The sequence below is a fragment of the Actinoallomurus iriomotensis genome, from assembly GCF_030269445.1.
GTDB lineage: Bacteria > Actinomycetota > Actinomycetes > Streptosporangiales > Streptosporangiaceae > Actinoallomurus > Actinoallomurus iriomotensis.
On sequence record NZ_BSTJ01000003.1, the window covers coordinates 894,371 to 911,726 of the forward strand.

At 73.2% G+C, this 17,356-nt stretch carries 19 protein-coding genes; 10 read left to right on the forward strand and 9 right to left on the reverse strand.

Annotated elements, in window-relative coordinates; genetic code table 11:
• Window positions 1-54: 54 nt before the first annotated feature.
• Together QSK37_RS17185 and QSK37_RS17190 are read left to right on the forward strand one after the other, a co-directional pair.
• A complete protein-coding gene (locus QSK37_RS17185) occupies window positions 55-1,293 on the forward strand; it encodes a protein kinase domain-containing protein (protein WP_285621846.1) in 1,239 nt (412 codons plus the stop codon).
• A 129-nt stretch (window positions 1,294-1,422) separates the two neighbouring features.
• The gene (locus QSK37_RS17190; RefSeq protein WP_285621849.1) at window positions 1,423-1,932 is read left to right on the forward strand and encodes a DUF1360 domain-containing protein; all 510 of its coding nucleotides are present in this window, start codon (window positions 1,423-1,425) and stop codon (window positions 1,930-1,932) included.
• A gap of 88 nt (window positions 1,933-2,020) precedes the next feature.
• Here the strand turns inward: QSK37_RS17190 and QSK37_RS17195 are convergent, their stop codons facing one another.
• Window positions 2,021-2,854 (reverse strand): Rieske (2Fe-2S) protein, encoded by an 834-nt coding sequence (locus tag QSK37_RS17195; RefSeq protein WP_285621852.1) that lies wholly within the window; start codon window positions 2,852-2,854, stop codon window positions 2,021-2,023.
• 114 nt (window positions 2,855-2,968) lie between these two features.
• Here QSK37_RS17195 and QSK37_RS17200 point away from each other — a divergent pair, with 114 nt between their 5' ends.
• Window positions 2,969-4,222, forward strand: coding sequence for a D-arabinono-1,4-lactone oxidase (locus tag QSK37_RS17200; RefSeq protein ID WP_285621854.1), 1,254 nt, complete (start codon window positions 2,969-2,971; stop codon window positions 4,220-4,222).
• A gap of 14 nt (window positions 4,223-4,236) precedes the next feature.
• Here QSK37_RS17200 and QSK37_RS17205 read toward each other — a convergent pair whose 3' ends face one another.
• Together QSK37_RS17205 and QSK37_RS17210 are read right to left on the reverse strand one after the other, a co-directional pair.
• Window positions 4,237-4,872 carry a TetR/AcrR family transcriptional regulator gene (locus QSK37_RS17205; protein WP_285621857.1) on the reverse strand — a complete coding sequence of 212 codons (636 nt, stop codon included), beginning with the start codon at window positions 4,870-4,872 and terminating at the stop codon, window positions 4,237-4,239.
• Between the two features lie 62 nt (window positions 4,873-4,934).
• Window positions 4,935-5,261, reverse strand: a complete 327-nt coding sequence (locus QSK37_RS17210; protein ID WP_285621859.1) for a putative quinol monooxygenase — start codon at window positions 5,259-5,261, stop codon at window positions 4,935-4,937.
• Between the two features lie 92 nt (window positions 5,262-5,353).
• Here QSK37_RS17210 and QSK37_RS17215 point away from each other — a divergent pair, with 92 nt between their 5' ends.
• Window positions 5,354-6,406, forward strand: coding sequence for an aldo/keto reductase (locus QSK37_RS17215; RefSeq protein ID WP_285621861.1), 1,053 nt, complete (start codon window positions 5,354-5,356; stop codon window positions 6,404-6,406).
• A 9-nt stretch (window positions 6,407-6,415) separates the two neighbouring features.
• Here QSK37_RS17215 and QSK37_RS17220 read toward each other — a convergent pair whose 3' ends face one another.
• The 3 genes from QSK37_RS17220 to QSK37_RS17230 form a co-directional block, all read right to left on the reverse strand.
• On the reverse strand, window positions 6,416-6,655 hold the full coding sequence (locus QSK37_RS17220; protein ID WP_285567294.1) for a hypothetical protein: 240 nt from the start codon (window positions 6,653-6,655) through the stop codon (window positions 6,416-6,418).
• A gap of 10 nt (window positions 6,656-6,665) precedes the next feature.
• Window positions 6,666-7,802, reverse strand: coding sequence for an inorganic phosphate transporter (locus tag QSK37_RS17225; protein ID WP_285621863.1), 1,137 nt, complete (start codon window positions 7,800-7,802; stop codon window positions 6,666-6,668).
• A gap of 402 nt (window positions 7,803-8,204) precedes the next feature.
• Complete coding sequence (locus QSK37_RS17230) at window positions 8,205-8,327, reverse strand: hypothetical protein (protein WP_285621865.1); 123 nt, start codon at window positions 8,325-8,327, stop codon at window positions 8,205-8,207.
• Window positions 8,328-8,411: 84 nt separating this feature from the next.
• Between QSK37_RS17230 and QSK37_RS17235 the strand changes: the two genes are divergently transcribed.
• From QSK37_RS17235 to QSK37_RS17250, 4 genes are all read left to right on the forward strand, one after another.
• Complete coding sequence (locus QSK37_RS17235) at window positions 8,412-10,562, forward strand: bifunctional polysaccharide deacetylase/glycosyltransferase family 2 protein (protein ID WP_285621868.1); 2,151 nt, start codon at window positions 8,412-8,414, stop codon at window positions 10,560-10,562.
• Window positions 10,563-10,666: 104 nt separating this feature from the next.
• Window positions 10,667-11,059 (forward strand): YciI family protein, encoded by a 393-nt coding sequence (locus tag QSK37_RS17240; protein WP_285622035.1) that lies wholly within the window; start codon window positions 10,667-10,669, stop codon window positions 11,057-11,059.
• 57 nt (window positions 11,060-11,116) lie between these two features.
• Entirely contained in the window at window positions 11,117-12,301 is a 1,185-nt protein-coding gene (locus tag QSK37_RS17245; RefSeq protein WP_432705569.1) for an RNA polymerase sigma factor, read from the forward strand.
• 65 nt (window positions 12,302-12,366) lie between these two features.
• Window positions 12,367-13,539, forward strand: a complete 1,173-nt coding sequence (locus QSK37_RS17250) for a glutathione-independent formaldehyde dehydrogenase (RefSeq protein ID WP_285621871.1) — start codon at window positions 12,367-12,369, stop codon at window positions 13,537-13,539.
• Here the strand turns inward: QSK37_RS17250 and QSK37_RS17255 are convergent.
• Window positions 13,517-14,335 (reverse strand): FHA domain-containing protein, encoded by an 819-nt coding sequence (locus tag QSK37_RS17255; RefSeq protein ID WP_285621874.1) that lies wholly within the window; start codon window positions 14,333-14,335, stop codon window positions 13,517-13,519. The two genes, QSK37_RS17250 and QSK37_RS17255, sit on opposite strands and share 23 nt — an antisense overlap.
• A gap of 46 nt (window positions 14,336-14,381) precedes the next feature.
• Entirely contained in the window at window positions 14,382-16,169 is a 1,788-nt protein-coding gene (locus QSK37_RS17260; protein WP_285621877.1) for a serine/threonine-protein kinase, read from the reverse strand.
• A gap of 91 nt (window positions 16,170-16,260) precedes the next feature.
• Here QSK37_RS17260 and QSK37_RS17265 point away from each other — a divergent pair, with 91 nt between their 5' ends.
• On the forward strand, window positions 16,261-16,485 hold the full coding sequence (locus QSK37_RS17265; protein WP_285621880.1) for a hypothetical protein: 225 nt from the start codon (window positions 16,261-16,263) through the stop codon (window positions 16,483-16,485).
• A gap of 131 nt (window positions 16,486-16,616) precedes the next feature.
• On the forward strand, window positions 16,617-16,814 hold the full coding sequence (locus tag QSK37_RS17270; protein ID WP_285567282.1) for a hypothetical protein: 198 nt from the start codon (window positions 16,617-16,619) through the stop codon (window positions 16,812-16,814).
• A gap of 24 nt (window positions 16,815-16,838) precedes the next feature.
• Here the strand turns inward: QSK37_RS17270 and QSK37_RS17275 are convergent, their stop codons facing one another.
• Window positions 16,839-17,288 (reverse strand): winged helix-turn-helix transcriptional regulator, encoded by a 450-nt coding sequence (locus tag QSK37_RS17275; RefSeq protein ID WP_285621885.1) that lies wholly within the window; start codon window positions 17,286-17,288, stop codon window positions 16,839-16,841.
• Between the last annotated feature and the right edge of the window lie 68 nt (window positions 17,289-17,356).

Consider the following 17,356-nt stretch of genomic DNA (forward strand, 5'->3'; position numbering starts at 1 on the left):
ACACCAGCGCTATTCCATGCTTTTCGGAACGACATTCTCCCCGCTGGCGCGCAGTTGCTGCAGGCAGAGGACCCGGTCGCGATCGGTGGTCACCGGCTGGCCGGGCGGCTCCGGTCCGGTGGTGCCGGGCTCGTCTACGTGGCGCACGGGCGTGGCTCCGGGCTCGTGACGGTCAAGACGGCCCATCCGGGCGCCGCCGCCGAGCCCGAACCGGTCCGTGCGCGGCTGCGCGCCGAGGTCGCGTGCGCGCGGCGGCTGCCCTCCTCCTGCTCGGTACGGCTACTCGACGACGGCACGGACCACACCCCGCCGTACGTCGTCAGCGAGCACCTCGACGGTCCCTCGCTCGAGCGGATCATCGACGCCAAGGGTCCGCTGGCGCCCGCGCCGATCACCGCGCTCGCCACCGATCTCGCCCAGGCCCTCGCCGCCGTGCACGCCGCCGGGGTCATGCACGGCGACCTGGCGCCCGGCAACGTGCTGTTCACCAAAAACGGCCTGCGCATCCTCGACTTCGGCGTCGCCGAGCACATCCCGGGCGATCCGGCCGAGATCGGCGCGGTCGCCGACAACCCCGGATGGCTGGCGCCGGAGCTGCTCACCGACGGCACGCCCGGCCCCGCGTGCGACATCTTCGGCTGGGGCTGCCTCGTCGCGTACGCCGCCACCGGCCAGAGCCCCTATCGGGAGACCGCGGCCGGCGCGCCCGCCCGGTTCCGGCCCGTCGACACCAGCGCCCTCCGGCAGCCGCTCCGCGACCTGGTCGAAGCGGCGGTCGCCGAGGACCCGGCCCTCCGCCCGTCAGCCGCCGACCTCGTCGTCCGGCTCGCCGCGCACGCCGAGCCGGACGATCTTCCGGTCCTGGCCGCGTCGGCGCAGCCTGTGGTCACGGCTCCTACGGTCGTGACCCACGACGTACGGCCCCCGCGCCCCGGACGGGCACGCGCCCTCGTGTCGGCGCTGCTCGTCCTCGTCGCGGTCCTCATCGCGGCACCCACGTCGACCGAGCGGCCGGCCGCACCGCCGCCCCGCCCCAAGAGCCCTGCCGCGCCGCCCGCGAAACCCCGTCCCCGGCACTCCTCCAACGCCGCCGCGATGGCCCTGTACGGCCGTCCGCCCACGACCGCACGGCGCCCCCGGCCCGCCCCGCACCGGCCGGCCCAGCACCCTCCCGGCGGCACCCTCTGGATGACCTGCTCCAGCAACCGCCCCGGCTGGTGCACGATGTCCGACGCTCCGGACGCCTCTCCCCCGTCGTCCGGCTGGCGGTTCACCTGGGGCGCGGGCGGCTGATCCCGGACGGCCTCTGCGGAGGTCCTCTTCACGGTTTCGGCGGGTCCGCGCCGGGGAGCCGCATCGGACGCCCGGCATGGGGCAGGGTCTCTGGGGTAGCGCGGGCCGGGAGCACGAGAGGAGAGGATCATGAACACCGTGACCGACGCCGTCCGGGACCAGCGGCGTGAGTACAGCCAGGGTGAGGACCGCCCGCTCGGTTCGTACGCGGCGACGCTCGCCGTCTACGGCCTGACCGCCGGCGGCGCCGCGGTGGCGGCGCGGTTGACCGGACGGCGGCCGCCCGACCTCGGTCTCCGGGACGTCGTGCTGATGGCGATCACCACGCACCGGGTCTCGCGCACCCTCGCCAAGGACCCGGTCACCAGCCCGCTCCGTGCGCCGTTCACCCGCTACGAGGGTGTGTCGGGCCCGTCGGAGCTGAAGGAAGAGGTCCGCGGCGCCGGCGTGCGGCACGCGGTGGGCGAGCTCATCTCATGCCCGTTCTGCATGGGCCAGTGGGTCGCGACCGCGTACGCCGCGGGCATGGTGTTCGCCCCGCGTACGACGCGGTTCGCCGGCGCCACGATCACCGCGGTCGCGGTGGCGGACTGGCTGCAGCTCGCCTACGCCAAGCTGCAACAGTCGGCCGAGGGCTGACCGGCCGCGCAGACCAAGCTCCAGCAGCCGGTCAGCCGGACACGCGGCAACCCCTCACGTACGCCCCCGGCTGCGGCGGCCGGGCCGATCAACCCGCGCCAGGCAGGCGGACGTGCAGTACGCCCTCTCGTACCTCCGTCTCGAAGACCGGCTGCGGGGCGGTGGCCGGGCCGCGGGCGACCGAGCCGTCGGAGAGCCGGAACGTGCTGCCGTGCCACGGGCACGTCACGCACCCGTCGTTCACCTCGCCGTCGGACAGCGGCCCGGACAGGTGGCTGCACTGGTCGGCCAGCACGTCGACGTCACCGCCCCGCCGCACCACCAGCAGCGGAACCTCGCCGAGCATCCTGCGCACCGGGCTCCCGTCTGGGAGATCGTCGAGCCTGCCCAGCTCATGCCAGCCGGGCTCCACCAGATGCGGCACCGACTCGGCGTGATTGGCCCCTCCGGCCTGGTGGAAGGACAGATGGCCGCCGAGCAGCGCACCGACGCTCGCCACGCCGAGGCCCGCGTACCGCAGCGCCCGGCGGCGCGCGGGCGTACGAGCGAGCAGGGACGCTCCGTACAGGCCGATCGCGGTGCCGTTCGCCAACGCGTGGACGACACCGACCCGCATCTGCTGCTCGTGCTGTTCGGACCAGTCGGCCGTGCCGGCCAGTACGGCGGGCGCCGAGACCAGCAGCCCGAACGCGGCCAGCCGCCGGGCCCCGTCGTCGCCGCCGCGCCACAGGTCGAGCACCCCGGCGGACAGCCAGGCCCCCACGGACGCCTGGACCAGCATCGGGTGGACCGGATGCCCCAGCCAGGTGCCGTGCAGAGCGTCACGCACCGGCCCGGGCCGCAGCCGCCGCGCGACCTTCTGCGTCGGCTCCACCACACGATCGAGGACCTCGGCGGTCTCCAGCTTGTTGAGTATCTCCATGTGAGCCCGCTTCCCCCACGGCCGTGATCGAAGCATGGAACCCGCACGGGCCCGCGGCGTGCCGTCCGCTCACCGATACCTTGCCCTGGAAGCGAATGAAAGGCGGGGATGTCGATGTCCGGCGGACTCACCAACTGGGCGGGGAGCGTCACCTTCCAGGTGGAGCACGTGGCGCGGCCCGGTTCTCTCGACGAGTTGCGGGCTCTGGTGGCGAGAAGCTCCACGGTCCGCGCCCTCGGCAGCGGGCACTCCTTCAACGACATCGCGGACACCTCCGGGGTGCTGCTGTCGCCGGACGCCCTCCCCCACCTCTTCGAGATCGACGCCGCGGCCCGTACGGTACGGGTCGGGGCGAGCCTGCGGTACGCGGAGGTGGGCCGGCGGCTGTACGAGGCGGGGTTCGCCCTGGGCAACCTGGCCTCGCTGCCGCACATCTCGGTGGCCGGTTCGATCGCCACGGCCACGCACGGCTCCGGCGACGGCAACCGGAACCTCAGCGCCGCCGTGGCCGGGCTGGAGATCGTCACCGCCGACGGCGACCTGGTCGCGCTGCGCCGCGGCGACGAGGGGTTCGAGGGCGCGGTCGTCGGGCTGGGCGCGCTCGGCGTCGTGGTCGCGGTGACGCTCGACATCGTGCCCGCCTTCGACATGCGGCAGTACGTCTACGAGGAGCTGCCCTTCACGGTGCTGGAAGAGCACTTCGACGACGTGTTCTCCAGCGCGTACAGCGTCAGTCTCTTCACAGGCTGGCGCGGCCCGGCGATCGACCAGGTATGGATCAAGCGCCGCGCCGACCAGGACGAAGGTCTGCCCGGCGACTGGTTCGCGGCGCGGCCGGCGGTCGAACCCCGGCACCCCGTACCGGGCATCTCCGCCGCGCCCTGCACCGAGCAGCTCGGTGTGCCCGGGCCCTGGTTCGCGCGGCTGCCGCACTTCCGCCCGGAGTTCACTCCGAGCAGCGGGGTCGAGCTCCAGTCGGAGTACCTCGTGCCCCGGGCGCGTGCCGTCGAGGCCCTGCGGGCGGTGGCGGCGATCCGGGACCGGGTGGCCCCGGTACTGCAGATCTCCGAGATCCGCACCATCGCGGCGGACGACCTGTGGCTCAGCACGGCGTACGGGCGCGACTCGGTCGGCATCCACTTCACCTGGGTGAAGGACATGGAGGGTGTGCTGCCGGTGGTCGCCGCCCTGGAGGAGTGCCTCGCGCCGTACGAGCCCAGGCCGCACTGGGGCAAGCTGTTCACCACCGCGCCCGAGGCGCTACGCGAGGTCTATCCGCGCCTGCCCGACTTCCAGGCGCTCCGGCGCCGCCTCGACCCGGCCGGCAAGTTCGCCAACGCCTTCCTCACCCGGCACCTGCCCGGCTGAGAGCCGGTGGCGGCCTACCCCACCACCACCACCACCGTCGGCGGCAGCCGGACCGCCGGGGGCAGCGGCGAGGTGACCGGCTCGGCCTGGAAGGCCTGGATCAGCAGCGCGGCGAAGCGCCGCGACGCGGCCACCGCGACGGCCGGCGAGGTGGCCCGGATGCCGCCGTGGGCCATGAGCACCAGGATCAGGTCGTCCAGGACGAAGTCCGGGCGCAGCCGGCCGGCCGCCTTGGCCCGGCGGGCGAGCTCGGCGACCTTGCCCAGTGTCCGCTCCCGGTCCGCGGCGAAGTCGACCGCGTGCGGGAAGGCCGCGAGGAACGCCGAGGTGAAACCCCGGTCCCGTGCGTGCATCTCACAGACCTTCTCGATCACTCGGCAGAAGCCGCGCCACGGGTCCGGGTCGGCGAGTCCCTCGTCGACGACGGCGGTGCAGGTCGCCATCTGTTCGGTGAAGGCCTCGGTGACCAGCGCCGCCTTGGTCGGGAAGTGCCGGTAAAGGGTGGCCGGGCCGACCTCGGCGCGGCGTGCGATCTCGCGCATCGGCACGTCCAGGCCCTCGGCGGCGAACGTCGCGCCGGCCACGGCGAGGATGCGCTCGCGGTTGTCCCGGGCGTCGGAGCGCAGGGAGGGAGACGAACGGCCCGTCACGGCTCTCACCCTAGCCAACCGGACGGGGCGTTCCGATAACGTCCGGCGCCGCGGACCGTGGGTCACTTCGGGAGGGCCATCTCCCCCAGCTCGGACCAGTCGTCCTGCGGCACCGTGGCGTTCACGATGCGCGGGGTCTCGGCCAGGTGCGGCGGCAGGGTCCGCTGCGCGGCCTTGAAGTGGTCGGACTGGACGTGAGCCGCGCCCGCCTCGCCGTCACGGAACGCCTCGACGAGGACGTACTCGTTCGGGTCGTCGAGGCTGCGGGACCAGTCGAACCACAGGCAGCCGGGCTCGGCGCGGGTCGCCTCGGTGAATTCGCGGGCGATCTCCGGCCATCGCTCGGCGTCCTCGGGCCGGACCCGGAACTTCGCGGTTATGAAGATCATGAGATCCCCTCGGCGCTCGGTTACGCCCCCACGATGCCAGACGGCGTCCGGCCCCACGAAGGGCCGGAAGGCCCGTGTCTAGGATCAAACACGTGGAATATCGACAGTTGGGACGTTCAGGCCTGAAGGTGTCGGTGCTCACCATGGGCACGATGACCTTCGGCGGCCAGGGGAACTTCGCCAACGTGGGTGACACGGACGTCGACGAGGCGCGGCGACAGGTCGACATGTGCCTCGAGGCCGGTGTCAACATGATCGACACCGCCGACGTGTACTCGACCGGCCGTTCGGAGGAGATCGTCGGCGAGGCGGTCAAGGGACGCCGGGACGACGTGCTGCTCGCCACCAAGGTCCGGATGCCGATGGGACCCGGCCCCAACGACGCGGGCCTGTCCCGTCACCACATCGTGTCCGGCTGCGAGGCCAGCCTGCGGCGGCTCGGCACGGACCACATCGACCTGTACCAGGTGCACGAGTGGGACGGCGTCACCCCGCTGGAGGAGACCCTGGAGGCGCTGGACTCGCTGGTCACCTCCGGCAAGGTCCGGTACGTCGGCGCGTCCAACTACACCGGCTGGCAGCTGATGAAGGCGCTCGGCACCGCCGACCGCCTGGGCTACCAGCGGTTCGTCAGCCAGCAGATCTTCTACTCGCCGCAGGCGCGCGAGGCGGAGTACGAGCTGATCCCCGCCGCGATCGACCAGGGGCTGGGCGTGCTCGTGTGGAGCCCTCTCGCCGGCGGCCTGATGTCGGGCAAGTACCGGCGTGGCCGTACGGCGCCGGAGGGATCGCGGCAGCTCACCGACTGGAACGAGCCGCCGGTCCGCGACGAGGACAAGCTGTACGACACGGTCGACGTGCTCGTCGACATCGCCGAGGGGCACGGCGTCTCCGCCGCGCAGGTCACGCTGGCGTACCTGCTCGGCCGCCCCGCCGTGACGTCACTGGTCATCGGCGCGCGTACCGGCGAGCAGCTCGCCGACAACCTCGCCGCCGTGGACCTGACGCTCACCGAGGACGAACGCGCCCGGCTCGACAAGGTCAGCGAGCTGCCGCTGATCTACCCGTACTGGCACCAGGTCGCGACCGCGCAGGACCGCCTGTCCCCCGCCGACCTGTCCCTGCTCGGGCCGTATCTGGACTAGGGCCTCGGGTCAGTGGAACTGGGGCACGATCAGGTAGATCCCGTACGCCGCGATGGCGGCGCAGGCGAGGAAGCACAGACCGGCGGCGACCGTGCCGAGGGCGCCGGCGCCCGCCGGGGCGTCCGTCTCGGCGGCCCGCGGCCGCACCGATGCGGCGAGCACGCCGACCGCGAAGATCACCACGATCGCGACGCCCACGCCGAGGCTGACCAGCGCGACCTCGCCGAGCGCGCTCCACTTGACGTCCATCCGGTCCCCCTCAGGCGGCGGTCGTCGCCGGTACGACCGGCGCGGTCGGCTGGTCGTTGACGTTGCCCGCGGTGACCGGGTCGCGCCGCGAGATCGTGTAGATCGCGACGGCGACGGCCACGGCGGCCAGGCAGATCACCACGATCCCGGCCGTGCCCTGCTTGGCCACGGCCGCCGAGACGCCGCCGACCACGGCGGCGGCCGGAAGCGTGAAGACCCACGCCAGCGCCATCCGCCCGGCCACGCCCCAGCGCACCTCGGCGAGCCGCCGGCCGATGCCGGCGCCGAGGATGCCGCCGGAGCACACCTGTGTGGTGGACAGCGCGAAGCCCAGGTGGGACGAGGCCAGGATCACCGTCGTCGAGGCGGTCTCGGCCGCGAACCCCTGCGGTGACTGGATGTCGGCCAGTCCGTTGCCCATCGTCCGGATGATCCGCCAGCCGCCCGCGTACGTGCCGAGCGCGATGGCCGTGCCCGCGAGCAGGACCACCCACCACGGCGGGCCGGAGCCGTGCGAGAGGATGCCGGCCGAGATCAGCGTGAGGGTGATGACGCCCATCGTCTTCTGCGCGTCGTTGGTCCCGTGCGCCAGCGAGACCAGCGACGCGGAGGCCACCTGCCCGAACCGGAACCCGCGCGTGACCTCCCGCTCACGTCCCCGGCGCGTGATCACGTACGCCAGGTAGGTCGCGACCATCGCCACGACGCCGGCGACGACCGGCGAGGCGACGGCGGGGATGAGGATCTTCTCGGTGACCTCGGTGAAGTGGACGCCCTTCACGCCGGCGCCGACCCAGACCGCTCCGATCAGCCCGCCGAACAGCGCGTGGGACGAACTCGACGGCAGACCGAACAGCCAGGTCAGCAGGTTCCACACGATCGCTCCCACCAGTCCGGCGAAGATCATCCAGGGGGTGACGAGCGTGTCGTCGACGATGCCACCCGAGATCGTCTTGGCCACCTCGGTGGACAGGAACGCACCGACCAGGTTGAGCGCTCCGGAGATCGCCACGGCGACCCGGGGCGGCAGCGCGCCGGTCGCGACCGAGGTCGCCATCGCGTTGGCGGTGTCGTGGAACCCGTTGGTGAAGTCGAAGGCCAGGGCCGCGATGACCACGACCAGGACCAGGAAAGACCAGTGACCCATCAGGGCTTACCTCCCTGTGACCGCACTGCCGCCCACCGTAGACGCGAGGCGTGAACGGGGGGTGAAGTCCTTCCCAGGCGCGGGCGACGAACCGGTCGGATCCGGCCCTCGGGCTGTAACACCACGGGGCGCTGTGGCGCTGAGGTGGTGTTGACATTGGGATAAGTGTGAAGATCGGGACTAAATGGGACAGAACGCGCCTGCCGCGACTCAGGAGCCGGAGCCGGTCTTCGTCGACCGGACGGGCAGGCGCCGGCGGCTTGTTCGCAATGCCGGAATCGCCGTCGGGTGTCTGCTCGCCGCCTACCTCGCGGTCGTCGCCTTCGGGCTGGTCAGCGGGGCCGACGCTCCCATGGCTCCATGGCCCGCTCCCAAGCCCTCACACCGTGCCGCGCTTCCCCGTCATGACGGCATGACGGCTCGGCCGGACACCCCGCGGCCGGCGGCCAGGCCCACGCCGAGCGCCACCGCGCGGACCCGGCGCGCGCAGCCGCCGAGGAGCGCCGCGACCACGACGCGGACCACCGCACCGGCCGCGACGTCGACGACTCAACCCGGGCAGGGCCGCGCGTACGGCCGTACGAAGAGCCCGAACCCCAGGAAGCCCTGATGGCGAACCGGCGCCGCGATCCACGCGGACACTGGATCCTTCTCCTCCTCGGCGGATTCATCCTCGCCGCCGGGCTGCTCCTGCAGGGCTACGCCCACGGCGCGGTCGGAGAGTCGCCCCAGCACGACCACACCGGCGGCGGCGCGGCACCGGCGGCGGCGACCGGCGGCGGACCCGTGCTCAACCTGTCCGGCGAACGGCCCCAGAGCGTCCGGATGCCTCCGCGCACCATCGCACTGACCTTCGACGACGGACCCGATCCCCGCTGGACCCCGCGGATCCTCGACGTACTGCGCCGTCACCGCGCCCACGCCACGTTCTTCGTCGTCGGGGCGCGCGCCGCCGATCACCCCGGCCTCCTCCGCCGGGCCCTCCGCGAGGGCAACGAGATCGGCTCCCACACCTACACCCACATCGACATGGCCGGTTCGCCGGCGTGGCGGATCCGGCTGGAGCTCGGCCTGACGCAGCGGGCCCTGGCCGGCGCGGCCGGCGTCCACACGCGGCTGCTCCGCATGCCGTACTCCTCGTTGACCGCCGAGATGTCCGCGCCGGAGTACCGCGCCGCGCGGGAGGCCGCGCGGCTGGGCTACCTGGTGGTGAGCACCGACCGCGACACCGACGACTGGAGACGGCCGGGCGTCGCGCGCATCGTCCAGGCCGCGACGCCGGCGAACGGGGCCGGCGCGGTCGTGATGATGCACGACGCCGGCGGCGACCGCGCCCAGACCGTACGGGCGCTGGACACGCTCTTGACCGGTCTGTCCGCGAAGGGGTACCGCTTCACCACGCTCAGCGCGGCGACGCGGCTGCCGGCCGCCGATGTGAGCGCCTCGACCACCGCGAAGGTGACCGGCACGGCCCTGGTCGACGGTCAGCGCGCCGCCGGTTGGCTGGCGGGCGCGTTCGCCACCCTGTTCGCGGTGACCGCCGTGCTCACCGGCCTGCGGCTGCTGGCACAGCAGATCTTCGCCCGCGTGCACGTCCGGCGCATCCGGCGCGAGCGGCGGCGCCGTGCCAGGCCCTGGCTGGCCGCCGGCACGACACCGCCACCGGTCTCAGTGATCGTTCCCGCCTACAACGAGCAGGCCGGTCTCGCCGCCACCGTGCGGTCGCTCGTGCGGACCGACTACCCGGCGCCGATCGAAGTGATCGTCGTTGACGACGGCTCGACGGACGACACCGCGCTCATCGGCCACCGGCTCGCCCAGGAGTTCGCCCACGTCGAGCTGGTGCGCCGGCCCAACGGCGGCAAGCCGGCCGCGCTCAACACCGGCATCGCCCGTGCCCGGTACGACATCCTCGTCCTCGTGGACGGCGACACCGTCTTCCAGCCCGACACGATCGGCAGGCTCGTCGGGCAGCTCGCCGACCCCGCGGTCGGAGCGGTGAGCGGCAACACGAAGGTGGCCAACCGGAAGGGGCTCATCGGCCGCTGGCAGCACATCGAGTACGTCATCGGCTTCAACCTCGACCGCCGCATGTTCGACGTCCTCGAATGCATGCCCACCGTGCCCGGGGCGATCGGCGCCTTCCGGCGTCGCGCCCTCGCCGCGGCCGGTGGCCTGAGCACCGACACCCTCGCCGAGGACACCGACCTGACCATGGCGATCTGCCGCGCCGGCTGGCGGGTGGTGTACGAGGAGACCGCCATCGCCTGGACCGAGGCGCCGTCCTCACTCCGGCAACTGTGGCGACAGCGGTACCGCTGGTGCTACGGCACTCTCCAGTCGATGTGGAAGCACAAGCGGTCGCTCGTCGAAGGCGGCCGCTCGGGCCGGTTCGGCCGCCGCTGCCTGCCGTACCTGACGATCTTCCAGGTCGTGCTCCCGCTCTTCGCGCCCGTCGTCGACATCTTCGCCTGCTACGGCCTGATCTTCCTCGACCCTCTCACCGTGGCGGCGTCGTGGCCGGCGTTCGCGGGCGCCCAGGCGGTGGCCTCCATGTACGCGCTGCGCCTCGACGGTGAGCGCCTCCGCACCCTCTGGGTACTCCCGCTCCAGCAGGTCGTCTACCGCCAGCTGATGTACCTCGTCGTCATCCAGTCCCTGGCGACCGCGATCCTGGGCGACCGGCTCCGCTGGCACGTCATCCGCCGCACCGGCACCTTCTCCGGAGAAGACCCCCTGCCGGCCCAGGCCAACGCCTGAAGCCATTTCTTGCCAGGATGTCGAGAAACCGCAGCCGGCTTCTACCTGTGGGTGAGAGCGCCGGGAGGCGGCGCGGCAGCGGGAAGGACAAGACCGTGAAGTACATGATGTTGATGCAGTTCAGCGCGGCGCAGGCCGATTTTCCGAGCATCGACACCTGGTCGGCGGAGGAGGTCTCGGCGCACCTGGACTTCATGCGGCACACCAACGAGGAGCTCGTCAGGTCCGGCGAGTTCGTCGACGGGCAGGGCCTGGCCATGCCCGACCAGGCCAAGATCGTACGCGCCGGCGACGGCGGCCGGCCGGTGGTCAGCGACGGGCCGTTCCCGGAGACCAAGGAGTTCCTCGCCGGCTGGTGGATCGTCGACTGCGAGACGCCCGAGCGTGTCATCGAACTCGCAGCCGCCGTGTCGGCCGCACCCGGCCCGGGCGGCCGTCCGCTGAACATGCCGATCGAGGTCCGCCAGGTGATGGCGGCTCCGACCGAGGAGCTGTGACCGCTGGAGACGGGCGCCGATGACCTGCTGCGGACGCTGGCGCCGCAGGTCATCGGCGTGCTCTCCCGGCGCTTCGGTGACTTCGAGGCCGCCGAGGACGCGGTGCAGGAGGCGCTGCTGGCCGCGGCGACGCAGTGGCCGGCCGACGGCGTGCCCGCCAACCCGCGGGGCTGGCTGATCCAGGTCGCGGCCCGCCGCATGATCGAGCGGGTACGCGGGGAGCAGGCGCGGCGGCGCCGCGAGGACCTGGTGGCCCGGCGGACGCCGGACGACCGCCGGGCGGCGCCGGCCGCCGACGAGGAGTACGAGGCGGACCGCGACGACACCCTCACCGTGCTGTTCCTGGCCTGCCACCCGTCGCTGTCCTCGGCGTCGGCCATCGCGCTCACCTTGCGGTCCGTCGGCGGGCTGACGACCGCCGAGATCGCGGCGGCGTTCCTGGTGCCCGAGGCGACCATGGCCCAGCGGATCAGCCGGGCCAAGCAGCGCATCAGGGCCTCCGGCGTCCCGTTCCGCATGCCGTCGGCGGAGGAATGGCCGGGCCGGCTGCGGTCGGTGCTGCACGTCCTCTACCTCATCTTCAACGAGGGCTACACCGGGACGACCGGGGCCGGCCTGCACCGCGTCGAACTGTCCCGGGAGGCGATCCGGCTGGCCAGGGCGGTGCACGCGCTCCTGCCCGACGACGCCGAGGTGGCCGGGCTGCTGGCGTTGATGCTGCTGATCGAGGCACGGCGGCCGGCGCGTACCGGCCCGTCCGGCGAACTGGTGCCGCTCGCCGAGCAGGACCGGAGCCGGTGGGACGGCGCGGCCATCGCGGAGGGCGTCGCGCTCATCACCGCGACCCTGTCGAGAGGTGCCGTCGGCCCGTACCAGCTCCAGGCCGCGATCAACGCGGTCCACGACGAGGCCGCCGCCGTGGAGGAGACCGACTGGCCGCAGATCCTCGCCCTGTACGGGCTGCTCGAACACATGTCGGACAACCCGATGGTCACGCTCAACCGCGCCGTCGCCGCGGCCATGGCCCACGGCCCGGCGGCCGGGCTCGCGCTGCTCGACGCGCTGGAGTCCGACGGCCGTCTCACCGGCCACCACCGGCTGCACGCGACCCGGGCCCACCTGCTGGAGATGCGCGGCGACCGCGCGGCGGCGGCGGAGCACTACCGCACGGCCGCCCGGCTGACGATGAGCCTCCCCGAACGGCACTACCTCATCGGCCGTGCCGGCCGCCTCGCCGAATAGGCACGGAGCCGCCCCGCCTGGCCTGCCCCGGCCGCGGGTACGGAGTAGGGCATGGGGAAGAGCTGGTGAGGGCGGTCGTCTTCGGGGGCACCCGTACGGTCTCGGCGGAGGAGGTGCCGGACGCCCGGATCGAGGAGCCGTCCGACGTCGTGGTCCGGGTGACCTCCAGCGCGATCTGCGGCACCGACCTGCACATGTACGACGGGCGCACGGGCGCCGAGCCCGGCATGATCCTCGGCCACGAGCCGCTCGGCGTGGTCGAGAGCGTGGGCGACGCCGTGCGGATGGTCGAGCGCGGGGACCGGGTGGTGATCCCGACCCACCTCTACTGCGGGGTGTGCGTCAACTGCGCGCGTGGCCTGTCCGCGGCCTGCCTGCGCGTGCGTTCCGGCGGGTTCGGCGCCGCGTACGGGTACGCGGGGATGGGCTGTTACCGGGGCGCTCAGGCCGAGCTGCTGCGCGTTCCGTTCGCGGACGCCAACTGTGTTCCGGTGCCCGGCGAGCCGGACGACGTGTTCGAGGACGACTTCGCGATGCTGCCCGACGCCTTCGTGACCGGCTGGCACGCGACCGAGCTGGCGTCGGTGTCGGCGGGCGCGACCGTGGCGGTCTTCGGCGCGGGCGCCGTCGGGCTGCTCTCGGCGTACAGCGCGCTGCTCAAGGGCGCCGAGGAGGTCTACGTCGTCGACCATGTGCCCGAACGGCTGGACAAGGCGGCCGAGATCGGCGCCACGCCCGTCGACTTCCACGAGGGCGACCCGGTCGAGCAGATCCGCGACCTGCGCCGCGCCTCCGGGTTGCCGCCCGGCGAGGAGCCGATGACCGGGGTGGACGCCGGCATCGACGCGGTCGGTTTCCAGGCCGACGACCGCCTGCGGCCCGGCGAGGAGAACCCCACTCAGGTGGTCGGCGACCTGGCCCGCCTGGTGAACCCGGCCGGGCACCTGGGCATCATCGGCGTGTACGCCGAGAAGGACCTGTCCCCCGCCCCTCGCGGACACACCGACGGCCGGCTCACGGTGCCGTGGGCCACGCTGTTCGCCAAGGGCGTGTCGGTGCGGTTCGGCCGCACCCACGACCGGCGCTACACCGTGCTGCTCCGCGACCTGATCCTGTCCGGCCGGGCCCATCCGGGCGTGGTCGTCACCCATCACGGGCCGGTCGAGGAGGCGCCGGCGCTCTACCGGGCGTTCGACCGGCGCGCCGACGGCGTCATCAAGGCCGTTCTCCGGCCCTGACGGGCGGCTCGTCCAGGACGGCGAGGTCCGGCGGCACGAGCGTGGTGGACAGCAGCAGCTCGTGCAGCAGGTTGTGGTTGAGGGCGTTGCCGACCGGCTCGCCGATCTCGGCGCGGGTCAGGCCCGCGACGCCGCCGGCGGACAGCCGGTTGCGGACGCCGACGACGAGGTGCTCGACCTTCTTACGGGTCCAGCCGGCGTCGGGCCGTAGCTCGGCGAGCTGGACGGCCGCCACGTGCCAGGGCAGGGGCTGCGGGCGCGGCTCGTGCAGCAGGTACCGCTGGCCGAGGACGATCAGCGCGAGGCGTTCGTCCTCGTCGAGCGCCCACATCTTCGGCGGCCGGGTGACATCCTCGTGGCGGGGAGCGGGCCGCCGCCCGTCGGCGCCGGCGACGAACACCTCGAGCAGGTGCTCGCGCTCGTTCGACCCGCGGACGAACATCGGCGTGTAACCCTCCGCCAGCGGCACCGGCTCCTCGTTCTCGAACAGCAGGCGCGCGCCGGGCAGCCGGATCGGCAGCCGCCCGGTGTTGTGCAGCCACCATCGCCGGTCGCGGTACACCAGGCTGCCGTGCCGTCGGCTCACCCGCAGGTCGTCCTCGCCGAGGCAGACGTGCACGTCGGGCCGGTTGCGACCGAAGATCACCTCACGGCCCTCGCCCGAGCCGAGCGCGATGCCGCCGGCGAGGGTCAGGGTGAAGATGGTGCCGGGCGCCGACGGCGGGACGCCGCGGGCCAGGCTGCCGTGACTCTCCGGCAGCCTCCTGCCGCCGTCCATGCTTCGAAGCGGACTCACCGGTGTCCTCCCGTCGTCGTGGGGGTGGTGGGCATCCCGGCTCCGTTCACGTCTTCGGCAGCCGGGCGGCGGCCGCCGACGCGAGGGCCTTGGCGTCGGCGCAGAGCCGGCTCTCGGGCCGCGATCCGGACACCACGAGGAAGACGATCTCCGCGGTGGTGTGCCCGCCGGTGTCGGTGTACGTGCGGTGCACCACCCGGGCCAGGCACGTGCCGTGGCCGTCGCCGCCGGCCTGAACGAAGGCGGCGTGGCCCGCGAGACGCACCGGCGTCCCGTCGTCCGAGCTCAGCGGGCCGTTGTGGTCGAAGCGCAGCTGGACGCCGGTGCCACCCGTGCCCCTCCAGCGGCAGTCCCAGCGGCCGAAGCCCGGCGTGGCGCGGCCGGCGCCGACGCGTGACAGGGCGGCGGAGGTGAGCAGCGCGCAGGCGTCCTGGCGGCCCAGCGACGCGGACGGCAGAGGCCGGGCGCGCCGTGGCATGACACCCCGGACCAGCACCGCCGCCGCGTGGTCGGTGGCGGCCGTCGCCGCCGCGCACAGGTCGATCGCGCCGCGGCCCGTGCGCTGCGCGGTGACCGCGACGACGTGCCCGTCGGCGAGACTCAGCTCCTGGCCGCACTCGCCGTCGGCGAGCGGTCCGCGGATGATGCCGACCGTGCCACGCCGCTCGACCCGGTCGCCCGCGCCCGGCTCGGGCGCGGGGCCGTTCTCCAGCTCGATCTTGACGTCGGCGAGGTCGTCGTCGCCCCGCTTGATCAGCACGTCGCAGCGGTTGAAGTTGCCGTAGTCGGTGGACAGCTCGGTGCCGCCGAACCGCCGCAGGGACGCCGGGTCCGCTAACGCGCAGGGTTCGGCGGTGCGCGGATCGCCGACCGCCGACGCCGGAGGGCTCGCCGACCGCGCCGGCTCGTCCTCGGAGGAACGGCCCGCCTGGACGATCATCACCGTCGCGACGGAGACCACGACGATCGCCGCCACGGCCGCGGCGACGGGGACGCTCCGAAGCCGGCGCGGGCGCCGTGCCGCCGGGACGTCGTCGCCGAGTTCGAGCAGGCGGCACGCCTCGGCGGCGTCCGGCCGGTCGTCCGGCTCCAGGCGCAGCATCGCCGACAGGGCGGCGCCGAGCGCGCCCGGCGCGCTGGGCGCGGCGACGTGGCCGGACGCCGAGCGCCAGACGGCGGTCAGCGGGCCCACGCCGTTGCCGAGCGGCGAGTCGCCCTCCGCGGCGGCGAACAGCGTGGCGCCCAGCGAGAACACGTCGGCCGCGGGCAGGGGCTTCGCGCCGCGGGCGACCTCCGGGGCGACGTACGCCGGGGTGCCGCGGAACAGGCCGCTGTCGCTGACCGTCTCGTCGGCCCAGACCGCGCGGGAGACCCCGAAGTCGGTGAGCTTGGCGTCGCCGGACTCGGTGATCAGGACGTTGCCCGGTTTCACGTCGCCGTGGACGATGCCGCGAGCGTGCACGGCGGCGAGCGCGTCGGCGAGCTGCCGGCCGATCCGTGCGACCGCCTCCGGGGCGAGGACCCCGTCGGAGGCGATGACGTCGGCGAGGTCCCGTGCGGGGACGTACTCCATCACCAGCCAGGTCGCGGCGTCCTCGGTGATGAGGTCATAGAGGGTCACGACGCGCGGGTGGTCGATGCCCCCGGCGATGCGGGCCTCGCGGGAGAGCTCCCGGAGCCGGCGTTCGTCGGCGGCGGGGTGCGCACGCTTGAGCGCCACCGGACGGCCGAGACGCTCGTCACGGGCGAGCCAGACGGCGCCCATCCCGCCCGAGCCGATCTGGCGCTCGACCCGGTAGCGCCCCGCGACCAGCGCACCGATCCGTACCGACACTCGTCTCACCCGACCGGGGTCCGTGGGTACCCGCCTGTCACCGAAAGACTACGGCGCGGCGCCGCCGTACGGGGAGGAATCACCCGGACCCTTGGATCTCGATCAGGGGTTCCGCCTGACCGGCCAGTGCCTGCGTGAGGAGTGGATGAGGTTCTGCGACGGCGGCATTGACCAGGCACGCGAGACGGCGGCACGCATCGCCGGCGCGCGTCCGATCGTCCTGCCCGGCGTCGGCCACGAGGTCCCCGAACCCGTGGGGAACGAGATCGCCGTCCAGATCCGCGCGCTGGTGGACACCCCATCGCGCGCCGCCTGAACGGGCGAGCGATTCCCGACCCATCGGCCGTTATGGGTGACAGTGCTGGTCGGAGTTGCTTAACTAATGGGCGATCTTGTCGTGATTCGCCGCCCAGTCCCAGGTCGGTGACCGCTCAGCGGAGGTGGTTGATGCGAGCCGGACCGCCCCTGATCGTGGCCTGGTTGGTCATCGGCGGGCTCGCCGCGGGACAGCGCCACTACTACTCCCACTTCGACGCGAGCTGCGGCAGGTTCGCCACCATCGGCGTCACGATCATCTCCGGACCGCTCAACTACGCCGGCCTGAACCCATGGGTGGCCTGCAAGGTTCCGCAGCCCAGCCGGTGACGCCCGCCTGACGAGGTCCCGTACTCAGCCGGCCCCGGCCGCGCCCCAGCCCTCGACCTCGAAACGCGCCGTGAGCGACTCGGGGGCGATCTCCCCGCCGCAGCAGCGGCACACGACGGCCGGCTCGAGGTCGGCGCCGCAGGAGTGCTCGAACACGACCGGCGGCCGCTCGCTCAGGTGCCGGTCGCCCCAGGCCATGAGGGTGAGCAGCACTCCGCGCAGCTCGCGACCCGCCTCCGTCGGACGGTACTCGTAGCGGAGCGGGCGCCGGCTGTACGGGGTCTTCTCCAGCACGCCCGCCGCCACGAGGTGGTTGAGGCGCGCGGTCAGCACGTCGCGGGGCGCTCCCACGTTGCGAGCGATGTCGTTGAAGCGCCGGACGCCCCAGAACACCTCGCGCAGCACGAGCAGGGAGTACTTCTCGCCGATGACGGCGAGCGCGTCGGCGATCGAGCAGGGGCGTGGCGTGGCCATGTCCCCACCGTAAGACCACAAGTTTGCTTTTCCAACTCACTCCGGCCTACCGTTAGTTGGATTTCCAA

Bases quoted from the DNA above. Each gene is read 5' to 3' on its own strand.
- QSK37_RS17190 (WP_285621849.1), top strand. From the start codon at position 1,423: ATGAACACCGTGACCGACGCCGTCCGGGACCAGCGGCGTGAGTACAGC.
- QSK37_RS17195 (WP_285621852.1), bottom strand. From the start codon at position 2,854: ATGGAGATACTCAACAAGCTGGAGACCGCCGAGGTCCTCGATCGTGTG.
- QSK37_RS17200 (WP_285621854.1), top strand. From the start codon at position 2,969: ATGTCCGGCGGACTCACCAACTGGGCGGGGAGCGTCACCTTCCAGGTG.
- QSK37_RS17210 (WP_285621859.1), bottom strand. From the start codon at position 5,261: ATGATCTTCATAACCGCGAAGTTCCGGGTCCGGCCCGAGGACGCCGAG.
- QSK37_RS17220 (WP_285567294.1), bottom strand. From the start codon at position 6,655: ATGGACGTCAAGTGGAGCGCGCTCGGCGAGGTCGCGCTGGTCAGCCTC.
- QSK37_RS17225 (WP_285621863.1), bottom strand. From the start codon at position 7,802: ATGGGTCACTGGTCTTTCCTGGTCCTGGTCGTGGTCATCGCGGCCCTG.
- QSK37_RS17235 (WP_285621868.1), top strand. From the start codon at position 8,412: ATGGCGAACCGGCGCCGCGATCCACGCGGACACTGGATCCTTCTCCTC.
- QSK37_RS17240 (WP_285622035.1), top strand. From the start codon at position 10,667: ATGATGTTGATGCAGTTCAGCGCGGCGCAGGCCGATTTTCCGAGCATC.
- QSK37_RS17270 (WP_285567282.1), top strand. From the start codon at position 16,617: ATGCGAGCCGGACCGCCCCTGATCGTGGCCTGGTTGGTCATCGGCGGG.
- QSK37_RS17275 (WP_285621885.1), bottom strand. From the start codon at position 17,288: ATGGCCACGCCACGCCCCTGCTCGATCGCCGACGCGCTCGCCGTCATC.